Genomic DNA, 13404 nt, shown 5'->3' on the forward strand with positions numbered 1-13404 from the left:
CAACCCGACCTTACCGGCGAACTGTCGATGACCACCGCAAAGCAGCTCGCTCGCTACAGCGCTGTTGAGGGCGCGCTCGCGAGCGGCTTCGCTACCGCCGAGCTACACCACCTGTGGGGACGCGACCGAGTCGATCAGTGATGGCTGCATGGACTGTTCATGTATGGCTTCGGCGTGATCAAAACCGAGCTTGGTGCACCTGACGAGTTTCGAAATGCGTTGCGGAAATCGTCAGCGTGAAGCAGTTAGAATTATCGACTTCGTCCGACCAGCCAGACCCAACCGCCCGCTCATATGGGAATTGCCCAAAACTCAATCGTCGGTTGGGCACGTAATCCCGCACGCTCGGCGGCAGAAGCTGTGCCTCATCAATCTTCCAGGGGCGAAATTCCTTGCTCATAAATCCGCAAGGAATCAGACCCGTCCCAACTTAACCAGTGACTACTCGGACCGGCTCCTAGCTTAAACGCAACGAATTCAAATCCACGCGTAAGCTTATGGTCAGCTAACCGGTCTAGCGTGCTCTTCAGTGCTTGGGAACAATCAGCCCGGGTGCCATTCAAACCTACCGACAGGAGAGCGAATCTGATGTACGGCCGAATCAATGCCTCGTCCAGCCGGTCCCCAAGTCCTAACCGGGCCGGCGGATCAAATCGGGCAGCAGATACTGACCGCTTTGCGGAGAATGTTGCAGGCGTGGCGTCCGATCTTCGCCCAAGTTCATCCTCGGGAGAGCCGCGGTCATATTTCCTGACTTCGCAACCTCCGATCGAGGAGATCGACAGGTCCACCTTCAGGAGAGAAGTGAAGGCTTTCTATGGCGATGATATCAAGCACATTGCCGATAATCCGCAAGAGTACTCGGGTTTCGTGTCGCTAAAGGCCTTGAGCGCGGCAAACGTTGCTAGAGGCTACGCCAACACCAACAACGATGCGGCCGAGGCACGATATTTCAGCTATAAGCTAGGCGACAAAAGCGTTGGCCTTCTGAAGACAGAAGGCAGCTTGAGGGTCCCCCCGGGTGGTGGACGGTTTCACGCCCAGTTTCCCGGGCGAACTGAAATCACCTCCCAAGTAGCTCTTCGGGTTACTCACCCCCTTGTCGAGAATGCCGGTGATATCCTGCTTGAGCATCAACTTCGGCTTGACGGCGAACGCCCATTGGTCCTGTCACGCCCTGCCGCTAGGGGGGCAGAGGGCCGTCTCACGCAGATGGGTTTTGCTCATGTGGGAAGAGATAACTGGGTCCTTGATCCTGCACAGCATCCGGAAAAATGGAATAATGATGACGGTGAATGGCGGCGGACAGACAAGCCTACGCTATATCTTTCCAAGAGCGGTGACGACCATAGGGAAGCAAGCGTAGAGACAGACTCGTCCGATGATGATGATCCGTCCTGGTATTTCGAACGCCTTAATATCGAGCGGGACGGTAATATCGAGCGGGACCGTAATATCGAGCGGGGCCGTGCGCCGCGGACGCGAGATGATTATACAAGGTGAGCGCTACACAGCCGAGCTGAGGACTAGGGAAGTGGATCCGAACCGATTTCCGGCTCTCAGCAAAGCTCCATCTATCTCATCCGACGCTTGAGATGGCTGAACGCGCTCGGGCAGCAACCCCACGCGTCAGCGGCCTGGTTGTCATTTTGTGGCTCCTCGACTGTAGCGCAACGGCCGCCGCGTCGCGCGCCAGGAGAGGAGCCGGCCGATCATGGCCGAGTTCGAGCCTTGGTTGAATAGAGCTCGCCGATGTGCCTCAGCGCCTCGCTGGCGATCGGCGCTGGACCGGCAACTGCCAGTTCATAAGCGCCGGCGGACGTGTGCCCTGCAGAAGGCACTCTTCTCGGCCAGCGTGCGATAGCCGCCATAACCCTCGACCTGCTGGAAGCCGCTAGACTAAAGCCGGAGAGATGGGCAATCGGCCGCTCGGCTTTGCGGTCCGGCGCATAGACATATGCTACACCCGGCGGTTCGCTGCCCTGCCATGGCCGGTCATCGCGGGCATAGGCCCATAACTGCCCGACAAAGAGCTTGGGCGGGCCTTCAGCTTCTCCAGCCGCCGCTCGTGAATGGGACGCATATGCCAGCTGACGAGAGTCGTTCGGTGACGGCTGCATGACTGTTCATGTACCGCTTCGGCGTGATCAAAGCCGAGCTTGGCGCACCTGACGAGTTTCGGAATGCGGTGCGGAAATGGTCAGCGTGAAGCAGTTAGAATTATTCACTTCGTCCCACAAGCCAACCGCCCGCTCATGTGGGAATTGCCCAAAAATTCGATCGTCGGTCTGTCAGCTATATATCTCCTCTACCTATGAGCCGAAGGGCGAAGGGAGAGATGGTCTTGGCCATCTCTCCCCCGCGATTGCCGCCTGCGCAGGGCGGGGCCGCCCGCTCGCAAGGCGGCGCTGATCCACATCGTCTGAGCTGACACGATCCGCCCCGCTCGACGCGCAGCCCAGCTCCGCTCGCCCGCATTCGCCCCCCTCTCTGCCGCGCGCTCACGCGCCCCCGGAAGGCATGCCGAGGGGCATGCCTTCGGCATGTAACGGGAAAGGACCAGAACCATGACCATCCATGCAAAGAACGTTGAAACCGCCAATGTCAGCGCAAGCGGCACCGAGGTTTTCATTCCGCTGAACAAGTTGAAAAAGTCGCCCCGCAATGCGCGCAAGACCCCTCACAGCGAGGCGATCATAGAAGCCTATGCGGCGAGCATCGCCGCCAAGGGCATACTGCAAAACCTTGTAGTTGAACCGGAGCTTGACGGCGAGGGCAGGGAAACCGGTTTCTATCTCGTCAGCATCGGCGAAGGTCGCCGGCTTGCGCAGCTACTTCGTGTCAAGCGCAAGCAGATCAAGAAAACCGAACCTGTCCGCTGCATCATCGACACCGTCAACGATGCCCACGAAATCAGCCTGGATGAAAACGTCACCCGCGAGGCGATGCACCCAGCGGATCAGTTCGAGGCCTTCCGTCGCCTCAATGAGGAACGGGGATGGGGCGCGGAAGAAATCGCCGCCCGCTTCGGTGTCACAGCACACGTGGTGAGGCAGCGCCTGCGCCTCGGTTCTGTCAGCCCCAAGCTGATGCAGGTCTATCGCGATGGTGATCTGACCCTCGATCAGTTGATGGCGTTCACCATCACTGAGGATCATGCACGGCAGGAGCAGGTTTTTGACAACCTCACCTACAATCGCGATCCCTACATGATCCGCCGCCAGCTTACACAGACCCATGTTGCGGCCGCCGACCGCCGCGCCGTCTTCATCGGCGCGGAGGCATACATCGGCGCGGGCGGTATGATCATCCGCGACCTGTTCACGGATGATCGCGGCGGCTTTTACGATGACGCGGCTTTGCTCGACCGAATGGTCATCGAAAAGCTGCAAGGCTTCGCGGAAAGCGTCAGGCAGGCCGAAGGCTGGAAATGGGCTGATGTCCATATCGACTATCCGCATGCGCATGGCCTGCGCCGCATTTATGCGCAGCCGGTCGCTCTGTCGGAGGAAGACGAAGCCGCCTATGCGGCGGCGTCCGACGAGCTCAACCGGCTGACGGAAGAATGGAGCAGCGCCGAGGAACTTCCCGATGATGTCGACAAGCGCTTTGGCAAACTAGAGGCTGAACTCGAGCGCATCGACGCTTTGCGTCACGCCTACGACCCGGATGTCATCACGCACGGTGGTGTGTTTGTCGTGCTTTCCCATGACGGGACGGCGCGCATCGAACGCGGCTTCATCCGCGCCGAAGACGATCAGCCGGAAAGGCAAGCGCAAGAAGGTAGCGATGGCTACACCATCAACGATGATGGTGAGATCATCGAGGAAGGTATCGGTCCGGAACGCGATGGCGATAGCGACGACGAAACGCAGGACGCTGGCAAGCCGCTTTCCGATCTTCTCGTCCGCGACCTGACCGCCCACCGCACACTCGGTCTCCGTCTCGCACTCGGCGAACACCCGGACATTGCGCTTCTTGCTGTGACGCATACGCTCGCCGCACAGGCTTTCTATCAGGGCGCAGAAGCGCACTGCTTGGAAATCCGGCCAACCAGCACCTACCTTGCCGGCCACGCGAATGGCATCGAGGACACGGCAGCGGCCAAGGCTCTTGCGGATCGCCACGCAGGATGGGCAGCGGATATGCCCGGTGATGTGGCGAACCTATGGGGCTTCATCGCTTCGCTCGACCATGCCAGTGTTATGGCGCTGTTTGCGCATTGCGCCTCACTCACGGTCAACGCCATGAAGCAACCTTGGGAGCGCAAGCCGTGCGCTCATGAAACGGCCGACAGGCTGGCAGCGGCGCTTAGCCTCGACATGACCGCCCACTGGGCGCCGACGGTACGCACCTACCTCGGGCGCATAACCAAGGCACATATCCTCGCCGCCATATGCGAGGCAGTGAGCGAAGAGGCGGCGGAAAGGCTCGCTGCCTTGAAGAAGCAGCCGATGGCCGAAGCCGCCGAGCAGTTGCTCGCCGGAACCGGTTGGCTGCCGCCGCTGATGCGAACGGAGCCCACTGTGCTTGCCGAGACAGGTGACGCTCGCAGCGAGGAGGCGAACGAACCGCCAGCGGGAGACCTTGCACCTCTGGATGCAACGGATTGATCGCAGGCAACAGCGGCAGCATGGCCGAGGAAGGCCAACCCTTCTACATTGCGGCCGAGTGATAGGCAAAGGCCGGAGCCGCATCAGTGGCTCCGGTTAGCATCTTTGACAGGTAGGAGAATTTTCCGGCCGCGCGGAAGCGCGGCCGGGGACCTCGACAGCACGACACCATCGGTCGCAGCAACGAAAAGGCCACTCCGATAACGCGTAATGCGCGTCAACCCACGACGGCGACGATGCTGGCGGACTCTCCCGCCGAAGCTCCGGCGAGGCACGCAAGCTTCCCGGTTGGCGGATCACGCGGCGACGCTGCGCAGGATCAGGTGCAAATGTATCGTGCCGCGCTGTGGTCTCGACCAGGCTCGCTTGGATCGGAGCGCGACAACTCGGATCTTCTGTAAGATGGGGCGTTAGTCGCTGCCTCGGTGCGCGTATTGTTTCCGTGTCGCATCGAATGCAGTGGGGTGCAGGGCAAGGGCGCCGACAAGCCTGGACCTTCCATTGCCACCATCATATTTCCGCGGTGAAGTGATCCCTGCCTTGCCGTGAATAGGCTCCCGCACCGATCCAAGAGCCTGTTGCGGTGTGAATCCAGTCGACCGCGATTGCGGCGGTTCCTCTTCATCTGCTGGCAAGCCACGCCCACGGCGCCCTCGGATGGGTTGGTCTGACCGAAGACCGGCTTCGCCTCGATCGTCTTCCCGCAACGGCCGCCGCTGGCTTTTTTCCGCCGCCGGCCCAAGCGGCCGGCTTTGCATCGCGAGACAAAAAAGCCAGCGTCAGCCGCCTTTCACTTCGTTCCAGCCCTGAGGACCACCCCATTGCGCAAGCGCAACGGGGACCCCGGTGGGTGCGGATCCGATCGTCCCCGGTCTCACGACCCCCATCGAGGCCGCGATGGGCGCGGCCCGATCAACAGAAGGAACCACCGCAATGGCTACGATCGGCATCTTCACCAGCACCGGCAAGGGCTTCAAGGGCTCCGTCAAGACCCTCAACCTCAACGTCAAGACCGTGGATTTCATCCCCGCCGATGGCGACAACGAAAAGGGTCCGGACTTCCGCATCTTCGCCGGGGGCACTGAATTCGGGGCGGCATGGAAGAAGACCTCGCGCGAGGGACGTGATTATCACTCGGTCAAACTCGACGATCCAAGCTTCCCCGCTCCGATTTATGCCAGCCTGGTCGAGACCGAAACGCAGGGCGAGTTCTCGCTCATCTGGTCCCGCCGCACCGCCGAGTGAAATCGGCCTAACCAAAAAACAAGCCCCGGCGCGCAGCGCCGGGGCTTCACCATGCTCAGTCCGCCACCGCCGGACAATAGGCAATTGGCCGCAGCAGGCTAGCCCTTCGCAGCAACTTTGCGCGTTTTCTTGGCAGGCGATTTTGCGGCGGGCGCCGTTACCGCGGCGGGCGCGGCGCGCGGCATCCGTTTCGGTTTCTCCACCTTGGCTGCTTCTGGTGCCGCCGGCTTGCGCCCGAGCCCGGCTGCCTTCGCCATCGCGGAGCGAGCGGCGGCGTAGTTTGGCGCCACCATCGGATAATCGGCAGGCAGGCTCCACTTGTGCCGATAGTCCCCAGGACTCAGATTGTAACGGGTAGCGAGGTGCCGCTTCAGCGATTTGAACTTCTTTCCGTCTTCCAGGCAGATGATGTACTCCGGCGTTACCGACTTTCTGACCGATACGGCTGGCTCCAGTTTAACCGCAGGTTCGGCAACGGGTGTGCCGACGTTTCGCAAAGCAAAATGGATATCGCCGATCAGCTTCGGCAATTCCGCGACAGGCACTGGATTGTTCGACACATAAGCGGAGACGATATCAGCAGCAATCGCCATGAGATCGGTTTTGTCCTGTTGCTCATCGGAAACGGTCATGGAGGTTCCTTCTTTGTCATCAATCACATCCCCATGCTATTTGTGCATTTGTACAATAGATCAAGCGAAATATCATTTGTTCGCTCCACAAATCGCCAAATGCGCGAAATTCCGGCCAAACGTCGTTGCGATCTATTGTGATCACTGCGGAACAATCTGCCAACTGCCCTAAGGGAAGCGAGGAGACTTTCCCCTCGCTTCCCCGCCATTGCCGCCTGTGCAGAGCAGGGCCGCCGGCTCGCAAAGCGGCCCACCAATCACCAACAGCGCGATCAATCCCCTACGCTTCGCTCGACCGTGCAGCCCGGCTCCGCGCGCCGTCAATGGCCCCCATCACTCCCGCGCGCTCACGCGCCCCCGGAAGGCATGCCGCAGGACATGCCTTCGGCATCGACAAAAACAGGAGTGACCCTATGAACGTGACCACGACCATCGGCACCGCCGACAACAACCACCACCAGCAAGCTGTTTCCAGCGCGTTTGGCGTCGACATCGCGCGCGGCGAGCGCATCGGGCGCGTTTCGTCGGAATGGTTCTCGCGCCCCGACGATGAGCGTTATCTGTCGCTGACCGAACTTTATAATGCGGTGCGCATGCGGGCGGATCGTGCCACGGCCCGCACCGTTGAGAGCCGCGCGGTTCGCGTCGAGGCAAGCCGGGACAATGCCGAGCGGCTTTCACTGATCGTTCCTGGTCAGGAGCAGATGATCGCCCCCACCCATTGGAGCTTCGGCCAGCTGTGCAGCCTTGTCGGTGCGCCCGCAACCTACATGCGCCAGCTTCCCGCACCGCTGGCTGGCATCAACCTGCAGCACGGCCTGCTCTCCCATCGCGCCGAGCTTGTCAAAACTTTGGAGGCGGAGGACGGACGGTTCGAGCTTCGAGCCGTCACCGGCCCTGACTATGGCCGCATCTGGGATCATGAACTGGTCGCAGCCGTCATGAAGATCGCCGGCAACGGCACCGGCGACACCATGTGGAAGGTACCGGGTATGCTGGACTGGGCGACCATGACCCACAATCCCTTCGTGGACATCACCAAGGACACCACCACGCTTTACGCCAGCGATCGCGACGTGTTCCTGTTCCTGGTCGACGATACCCATCCGATCGAGGCTGGACGCCTGCCGAACGGAGAGCCGGATTTGTATTTCCGGGGATTTTATTGCTGGAATTCGGAAGTCGGCAGCAAGACGCTTGGCATCGCGTCGTTCTATCTTCGCGCTGTCTGCATGAACCGCAACATTTGGGGCGTCGAAGGTTTCGAGGAAATTAGCATCCGGCATTCGAAATTCGCGGCGCAACGGTTTGCCCATGAGGCGGCACCAGCTTTGACCAGCTTTGCCAACTCCTCGCCGGCGCCGTTCATCGCCGGCATCAAGGCGGCGCGCGAGAAGATTGTCGCCCGCAGCGATGATGATCGCAAAAGCTTCCTGCGCAAGCGCGGCTTCTCCAAAGCCGAAACGGGCAAGGTCATCGAGGCGGTTTTGCACGAGGAGGGTAGGCCACCCGAAAGCATTTTTGATTTCGTGCAAGGCATGACCGCGCACGCCCGTACCAAGTCCCATCAGGACAGCCGCCTCGAGCTTGAAGGAAAGGCGAAGGCATTGCTGGAAAAGGCAGCTTGATCGTTCCGACACTGCGCGGCCGGACATCCGGCCGCGCGGATATCCGCGCAATTCGCCGCCGATCCGCGACCTGGATCGTTGCGGCCGCGCCTGGTGGGCGGCCGCCGCTCGCCGGGCTATGCCCGGCTCGCGATGCGACTGCAGTCAGTTTGCGATGCGTGGCTGGTCATCAAACGCGACAAATCGTCAGCGACGCTTTGACGTGGCGTTTTGAACGGATACAACCTCACGCAAGACCTCGTGCGGATCGAAGCCGATCGTTTCGGCCAGATTGATAAATTCGACAACGTCGATTCGTCGGCCTCCGGATTCGATGGCCGCGACCACCGATTGGTATCTGTCCAACGCCTTCGCCAGATCAGCCTGGCTCAGGCCGGCTTTCCTGCGCTTTTCGACGATCAGTTGGACAAGACGCAGATGTCTTGGTGATCGAAGCGTCTTCTGCATTTTTGCCGGTCCTTGACGAAGCCGGCAGATCAATTAAATGGAAAATCAGATAACCAGAAAATCTGATAATCTGGTCGCCCTCATCGATCAGCATGAACTCATCGAGGTGAAAGCCGTGGTGCATCCAGGCATCCCAATCAGGATTTGGCAGCACATCGAAGAAAAAGGTCTCGGCGCACGAGATTGCCATGCTTAAGCCTCTCCTCGATCCCGATGTCGCCGACGTCGCGCCAGACGTCCCCATCCTGACCGGCTACGACGAGGAGCGGCTGCTCACCTACATCCGCCTTCTCGATGCAGCAGCCGAAGACGCCGACTGGCGCGAGGTGGCCAGGATCGTTCTGCACATCGATCCCGCAAAGGAGCCGGAACGGGCATTCAGGGCGTGGGAGACGCATCTCGCTCGCGCCCGGTGGATGACCACCAACGGCTATCGCTACCTCCTGGCCGGCGGTGCACCACACTAGGCACGCGAACCGACGCTGTGCTCATTCAGCAAAGCGGTTTGCCGAACCTCTGACTACTCAAAGCAACAGTTGCCTCGGAAGCTGATGGCGAAGCTCGCGGCAGACCGCGGGCGTCGGTGTGGGGACCGTGGCCATGCACAGCGATTGGACCGATCCGGCAGTATACGAGCACATGCGCGGCTACGAAGCCGACGCGTTTGCCGCCGAGTATCTGATCCGGAACGCCGATTTCGTCGCCGAATGTGAGCGCTTGGCGTCAGGTCAGCTGACGGCAGGAGAAATCACCGGCTCGCCCGACTTTGCCGCTCGCTGGGGCGCGCGATTTCACGATTCCGGGTGCCGAGCCTCTCTCGCCTGAACACATCGTCTGGACAGAACAGGCCTCGCCACGGGTTCTTCGCGCAACGCGGTTGAGGACTGGCGCTTCATCGTCGCTGCCGGCCGCTCGACTTCAACTCAGGACGGCTCGCGGGTGGACAGAAGCCGGGCGAGTTCATGCTCTCTGGCCGTCGGCACAAGAGACATATCACATCGTCTCGGCTGAACCAGGAAGCCTGCTCGACATCAATGCTGTTGTCCTGCCGCTCGATGCGAATTTTGAAATACGGCTCGACGCCGCGCGCGGCTTCTGGCGCGCATTGAATGGTCGACAGGCCGGCGTCCGCCACGGTTCCCTACCTCTGCAAAGCAAGTTGAGGCACATCCTCAATCTGCGCGCTGTCGATGGAAGGCGCGCGCGGGTTCCCTACCGACGGCTCGCGGAGGAGCTGCTGGCGCGCGAGCCCATCGCACCGCGTGACTGGCGCGACCATCACCTTCGCCACAAGATACGGGCGATCCTGCGACGGGCCGACCGCCTGATCGCCGGCGGCTATCGCGGCCTTATCGTCTATCCTCAAAGCCGCCGCCGCAAAACCGGGTTATGAGGCTGGGCTCTCATCAGCAATAGCCTTCGCTAGGAACCCAACGAAGCAATCCAACGCTTGGCGATGAAGAGGATTGCGCGGCGTCCACGCCAGAAAATCCTCAACTGACATCCACCCTTTGGACACGGGAGTAGAGCCGAAGCGAATGAACTCCACTCGAAGGTGGAGTGCTTCGCGATCGAAAGCGAGTTGCCATTTTCCGGCTTTATCTTCGGCCAGGCAGAAGCTGACGAGTGGCATGACGTGCCCCCTTTGCCGGTAAGAGGCCACAGCAAGATCCGAGGTCGATCATCAGATCCTGGTATTGATCATTGCTCGCCTGCAGCCCCAAAAATGTATCGGCCGGGCTCACCCAGATGAGGTCTGCGGCAACGTGAGCGCGGACGCCGTGCAGCCGGAGGGCGCAAAAACACCCACTCGCATCTTTGCCCTCCCTCGCTTTTTCTCATTTCGGCCATCGTCCGTTTTGCGCGTCCCGGCAGGCCAGGACGACAGCAGAACCGGATGGAGATCGAGCAATGTCGAAGGGTCCCGCGGACGCGCCCCAAAAATATCTTAGGACCAAGGAGGCCGCGCCTATCCTTGGCCTCTGCGCCCGGACACTGGAAAAACACCGGACCTATGGCACTGGTCCCAAATACCGCAAGGTCGGTGGCCGCGTTCTCTACGACATCGCCGACCTGCATGCCTGGATCGAGCTTGGCGCGCGCACCTCCACCAGCGACACGAATGCCACCTATGTTCCGCCCGCCAAGCCGCACGCGGCGCGGGCGCCGGCGTATGCCGGCAAATCGCGCTGAACTTCCAGCTCTGCGGATTTGGACATGCGACCACCACCGACAGACCTGGAGCCGATTGCGCTGTTTCATGCGCGTCCCGGCAAGATGGCGTTGCGCGATGCACAGGACCTGATGGCCTGGCCATTCTTCTCGCTGGCCAAATCGCGCCGCATCAGACCGATCGATTTCCGCATGGGTGAAATTGCCATCCGTGTCGAGGCAACCATCGAGCACGGGATGGCGACTATCTGGGATGCCGACATCCTGATCTGGGCCGCCTCGCAGATTGTCGATGCTCGTGACAAGGGACTGCGGACCTCGCGCATGATGGCAGCGACGCCGCACGAAATCCTCACCTTCATCGGACGAGGCACGTCCGCCCGCGAGTATCTGCTGCTCAAGGCGGCGCTCGACCGTCTCCAGGCGACCACTGTCGCCACCTCGATCCGCCAACCCACCGAGCGGCGCATGCACCGCTTCTCCTGGATAAACGAATGGAAGGAACGGGCCGACCATCGCTCTCGACCGCTTGGCATCGAGCTTGTCCTGCCCGACTGGTTCTACGCCGGCATCATGGTCGATGCCTTCGTGCTCACCATTGACCGCGCCTACTTCGAGCTGACCGGAGGCATCGAACGCTGGCTCTATCGCCTCGTGCGCAAGCACGGCGGCCGACAGGCGCATGGCTGGTCGTTCGACTTGCGCCATCTCCACGTGAAATCCGGCAGCCTGTCTACCTATAAGCGCTTCGCATTCGAAGTTCGCGGCATCGTTCGCCGGCAATCCTTGCCGGGTTATCGACTCGCGCTGGGTGTGACGCAGGCCGGCGAACCTCTGCTCACTTTCAAGGCCTGCCATCCCGACCCTTTCAATCGCTTCGGCAAGGCCAGGGCAGCGGAGGACAAGCTGTGAATCAATTCGTCATTTCAGGAACCCGACGGCACGGGATTTCAGGAACCCGATCCTCGTCATTTCGGGAACCCAAACCGCAATCAACCCGTGGAATCGAAAGACGAATTCGCGCCTCTAACTTACCTAACGTCGAATCCTTTGGATTCTTTCTAACGGCAAGTGCACATCCGACGAGCTGTGAACGACCTGAGCGCCGGTTCACGTTTGGCAAGATCAAAATCCGTTCTCGTACCAGCCGGTCTTTCCCTAAGCACGCCGTTCCGACTGCTCGCCTCCCGCAAGGGAGGGCGGCATGAACGAGCTCACACATGTCGAACTGCTCTGGCTGAAGAAGCGGATCGAGAACTACATCCGCTTCGGCAGAACCGTCGAGAACAGGATCATCGACAAAAGCCGCCGCGTCGTCGCGTTCGCGCCCGGCAGCATCTTCGCCTTCGTTCGATGGAGGGCCAACGATTTCGGTACCATCGCTTCGCGCATCGACATTCTGCACGCCGTCGGCCCGGGCAAACGCTGCTCGACGATCGCTTATGTGCGGCCCGGCGCCGACATATTACTGACCGCCATTGGCTGGCCGAAGGTCGAGCGGGTGCTCGAGATCATCGATGCCGTCGAAGCGCTCGATCTCGACGCTGCAGACGTTCCACCGGAATACTGGCGACATGTCCATAGCCGGCTCGCCGCGCGGGAAAGTCCTCGGCCCTACACACGGCAGCGGCATGAAGCATGGCTGCTGCGCCGCCGGATCGAGCCATGAGCGCGCGCGGCAGGATCTTCGCGGCAATGCTCGCCGGCGCGACCCTTGCCGTCGCTCCGGCCTTGAGCAGACATACGCCGTGGCTGATCTGGAATGTCTCGGCCAGCGTTCCGATCGGGCTCTATCGCATCGCGCCTGTCCGCAAGATCGATGTCGGCGACATCGCCGTCGTCATGCCGCCCGAACCCCTGGCCGGCTTGCTTGCAGAGCGCCGATATCTGCCGCGCGGCGTGCCGCTGTTGAAGCACGTCCTGGCGCTCGGCAGACAAACCGTTTGTCGTGATGGCGCTGCCATCATCGCGCACGGCAAGATCTATGGAACCGCGATCGAGCACGACAGCAAGGGTCGACCACTGCCGGTCTGGCGCGGCTGTCGTGTGCTTGCCGATGGCGAAGTGTTCCTCATGAACTGGGATGTCGCCGACAGTTTTGACAGTCGGTATTTCGGCCCAGTCCCAATCACCGACATCGTTGGTCGCGCGGTCCCCCTCTGGACCACCAACCGTATTTTCCCGGCGCCGGATGCCTCCGGCGAACCGGCTCCCGACGAGCCGTGATGGCTCGTCTCCCTCACCTTGAAAGGACAGTCGCATGAGTCAGATCGGCATTTTTACCCGCAACGATGACGGCTTCTTCGGCAACATCGTCACGCTGACGATCGACGCCAAGCTCGCCATCCTGCCTGTCGAGAAATCGGACGCGGAAAATGCCCCCGAACACCGCATCTACTGCGACGGCGTCGAAATCGGCGCGGCGTGGGACCGCACCGGGGAGAAGGCAGGCGCCTACCTCTCGGTGCTCATCGACGATCCGTCCTTCACGCAGCCAATACGCGCCAACCTGTTCCAGGTCCCCACGGAAAAGGACGTCTGGAATCTGCACTGGAGCCGGCCGTCGAAGCGCGAAGAACGGGCCTGAGTTCGATGTTTCGATCGCGCACCATCGATCTTGCCATGGCAAACCCTTTGATCGATCGAATGCCGGTCAAACCCTTCGAC

General features: G+C 60.9%; 17 protein-coding genes. 13 read left to right on the forward strand and 4 right to left on the reverse strand.

The window, feature by feature from the left end; translation table 11 throughout:
- The first annotated feature begins 804 nt into the window (after window positions 1-804).
- A complete protein-coding gene (locus O7A61_RS04255; protein ID WP_337128548.1) occupies window positions 805-1503 on the forward strand; it encodes a host specificity protein in 699 nt (232 codons plus the stop codon).
- Between the two features lie 209 nt (window positions 1504-1712).
- On the opposite strand, the gene O7A61_RS04260 is transcribed toward O7A61_RS04255, so the two are convergent.
- Window positions 1713-2120 (reverse strand): IS66 family transposase, encoded by a 408-nt coding sequence (locus O7A61_RS04260; RefSeq protein ID WP_442921042.1) that lies wholly within the window; start codon window positions 2118-2120, stop codon window positions 1713-1715.
- A gap of 447 nt (window positions 2121-2567) precedes the next feature.
- Here O7A61_RS04260 and O7A61_RS04265 point away from each other — a divergent pair, with 447 nt between their 5' ends.
- Window positions 2568-4613, forward strand: a complete 2046-nt coding sequence (locus O7A61_RS04265; protein ID WP_442921043.1) for a ParB/RepB/Spo0J family partition protein — start codon at window positions 2568-2570, stop codon at window positions 4611-4613.
- A 933-nt stretch (window positions 4614-5546) separates the two neighbouring features.
- A complete protein-coding gene (locus O7A61_RS04270; RefSeq protein WP_337128550.1) occupies window positions 5547-5858 on the forward strand; it encodes a DUF736 domain-containing protein in 312 nt (103 codons plus the stop codon).
- Between the two features lie 98 nt (window positions 5859-5956).
- Here the strand turns inward: O7A61_RS04270 and O7A61_RS04275 are convergent, their stop codons facing one another.
- Window positions 5957-6490 (reverse strand): MucR family transcriptional regulator, encoded by a 534-nt coding sequence (locus O7A61_RS04275; RefSeq protein WP_337128551.1) that lies wholly within the window; start codon window positions 6488-6490, stop codon window positions 5957-5959.
- A gap of 413 nt (window positions 6491-6903) precedes the next feature.
- On the opposite strand from O7A61_RS04275, the gene O7A61_RS04280 reads away from it, so the two are divergent.
- Complete coding sequence (locus tag O7A61_RS04280; RefSeq protein WP_337128640.1) at window positions 6904-8118, forward strand: DUF932 domain-containing protein; 1215 nt, start codon at window positions 6904-6906, stop codon at window positions 8116-8118.
- 186 nt (window positions 8119-8304) lie between these two features.
- Here O7A61_RS04280 and O7A61_RS04285 read toward each other — a convergent pair whose 3' ends face one another.
- Entirely contained in the window at window positions 8305-8565 is a 261-nt protein-coding gene (locus O7A61_RS04285; protein ID WP_337128553.1) for a helix-turn-helix domain-containing protein, read from the reverse strand.
- Between the two features lie 37 nt (window positions 8566-8602).
- Here O7A61_RS04285 and O7A61_RS04290 point away from each other — a divergent pair, with 37 nt between their 5' ends.
- From O7A61_RS04290 to O7A61_RS04305, 4 genes are all read left to right on the forward strand, one after another.
- Window positions 8603-8761 (forward strand): hypothetical protein, encoded by a 159-nt coding sequence (locus O7A61_RS04290; protein ID WP_337128554.1) that lies wholly within the window; start codon window positions 8603-8605, stop codon window positions 8759-8761.
- On the forward strand, window positions 8754-9032 hold the full coding sequence (locus O7A61_RS04295; RefSeq protein WP_337128555.1) for a DNA -binding domain-containing protein: 279 nt from the start codon (window positions 8754-8756) through the stop codon (window positions 9030-9032). Before O7A61_RS04290 ends, O7A61_RS04295 begins: the two co-directional genes overlap by 8 nt.
- Before the next feature lie 133 nt (window positions 9033-9165).
- Window positions 9166-9390 carry a transcriptional regulator domain-containing protein gene (locus tag O7A61_RS04300; RefSeq protein WP_337128642.1) on the forward strand — a complete coding sequence of 75 codons (225 nt, stop codon included), beginning with the start codon at window positions 9166-9168 and terminating at the stop codon, window positions 9388-9390.
- A complete protein-coding gene (locus O7A61_RS04305; protein WP_337128557.1) occupies window positions 9332-9958 on the forward strand; it encodes a DUF2285 domain-containing protein in 627 nt (208 codons plus the stop codon). The genes O7A61_RS04300 and O7A61_RS04305 overlap by 59 nt, the downstream gene beginning before the upstream one ends.
- Here O7A61_RS04305 and O7A61_RS04310 read toward each other — a convergent pair.
- Window positions 9953-10198, reverse strand: coding sequence for a hypothetical protein (locus O7A61_RS04310; RefSeq protein ID WP_337128559.1), 246 nt, complete (start codon window positions 10196-10198; stop codon window positions 9953-9955). The genes O7A61_RS04305 and O7A61_RS04310 overlap by 6 nt on opposite strands.
- Window positions 10199-10476: 278 nt before the next feature.
- Between O7A61_RS04310 and O7A61_RS04315 the strand changes: the two genes are divergently transcribed.
- From O7A61_RS04315 to O7A61_RS04335, 5 genes are all read left to right on the forward strand, one after another.
- Entirely contained in the window at window positions 10477-10758 is a 282-nt protein-coding gene (locus tag O7A61_RS04315; RefSeq protein WP_337128561.1) for a helix-turn-helix transcriptional regulator, read from the forward strand.
- 24 nt (window positions 10759-10782) lie between these two features.
- Window positions 10783-11649, forward strand: coding sequence for a replication initiator protein A (locus O7A61_RS04320; RefSeq protein ID WP_337128562.1), 867 nt, complete (start codon window positions 10783-10785; stop codon window positions 11647-11649).
- A 292-nt stretch (window positions 11650-11941) separates the two neighbouring features.
- Complete coding sequence (locus O7A61_RS04325) at window positions 11942-12406, forward strand: DUF2840 domain-containing protein (RefSeq protein ID WP_337128563.1); 465 nt, start codon at window positions 11942-11944, stop codon at window positions 12404-12406.
- Window positions 12403-12963, forward strand: a complete 561-nt coding sequence (locus tag O7A61_RS04330; protein ID WP_337128564.1) for a S26 family signal peptidase — start codon at window positions 12403-12405, stop codon at window positions 12961-12963. The genes O7A61_RS04325 and O7A61_RS04330 overlap by 4 nt, the downstream gene beginning before the upstream one ends.
- A gap of 34 nt (window positions 12964-12997) precedes the next feature.
- Window positions 12998-13324, forward strand: coding sequence for a DUF736 domain-containing protein (locus O7A61_RS04335; RefSeq protein ID WP_337128566.1), 327 nt, complete (start codon window positions 12998-13000; stop codon window positions 13322-13324).
- Window positions 13325-13404: the final 80 nt, after the last annotated feature.

The sequence above is a fragment of the Mesorhizobium sp. Cs1321R2N1 genome (genome assembly GCF_037179725.1).
GTDB lineage: Bacteria > Pseudomonadota > Alphaproteobacteria > Rhizobiales > Rhizobiaceae > Mesorhizobium > Mesorhizobium salmacidum.

Excerpts from the sequence above, each read along its gene's own strand:
- O7A61_RS04280 (WP_337128640.1), top strand. The coding sequence starts at position 6,904 with ATGAACGTGACCACGACCATCGGCACCGCCGACAACAACCACCACCAG.
- O7A61_RS04325 (WP_337128563.1), top strand. The coding sequence starts at position 11,942 with ATGAACGAGCTCACACATGTCGAACTGCTCTGGCTGAAGAAGCGGATC.
- O7A61_RS04285 (WP_337128553.1), bottom strand. The coding sequence starts at position 8,565 with ATGCAGAAGACGCTTCGATCACCAAGACATCTGCGTCTTGTCCAACTG.
- O7A61_RS04295 (WP_337128555.1), top strand. The coding sequence starts at position 8,754 with ATGCTTAAGCCTCTCCTCGATCCCGATGTCGCCGACGTCGCGCCAGAC.
- O7A61_RS04310 (WP_337128559.1), bottom strand. The coding sequence starts at position 10,198 with ATGCCACTCGTCAGCTTCTGCCTGGCCGAAGATAAAGCCGGAAAATGG.
- O7A61_RS04290 (WP_337128554.1), top strand. The coding sequence starts at position 8,603 with ATGGAAAATCAGATAACCAGAAAATCTGATAATCTGGTCGCCCTCATC.
- O7A61_RS04275 (WP_337128551.1), bottom strand. The coding sequence starts at position 6,490 with ATGACCGTTTCCGATGAGCAACAGGACAAAACCGATCTCATGGCGATT.
- O7A61_RS04315 (WP_337128561.1), top strand. The coding sequence starts at position 10,477 with ATGTCGAAGGGTCCCGCGGACGCGCCCCAAAAATATCTTAGGACCAAG.
- O7A61_RS04265 (WP_442921043.1), top strand. The coding sequence starts at position 2,568 with ATGACCATCCATGCAAAGAACGTTGAAACCGCCAATGTCAGCGCAAGC.
- O7A61_RS04270 (WP_337128550.1), top strand. The coding sequence starts at position 5,547 with ATGGCTACGATCGGCATCTTCACCAGCACCGGCAAGGGCTTCAAGGGC.
- O7A61_RS04260 (WP_442921042.1), bottom strand. The coding sequence starts at position 2,120 with ATGCAGCCGTCACCGAACGACTCTCGTCAGCTGGCATATGCGTCCCAT.
- O7A61_RS04320 (WP_337128562.1), top strand. The coding sequence starts at position 10,783 with ATGCGACCACCACCGACAGACCTGGAGCCGATTGCGCTGTTTCATGCG.
- O7A61_RS04300 (WP_337128642.1), top strand. The coding sequence starts at position 9,166 with ATGCACAGCGATTGGACCGATCCGGCAGTATACGAGCACATGCGCGGC.
- O7A61_RS04335 (WP_337128566.1), top strand. The coding sequence starts at position 12,998 with ATGAGTCAGATCGGCATTTTTACCCGCAACGATGACGGCTTCTTCGGC.
- O7A61_RS04330 (WP_337128564.1), top strand. The coding sequence starts at position 12,403 with ATGAGCGCGCGCGGCAGGATCTTCGCGGCAATGCTCGCCGGCGCGACC.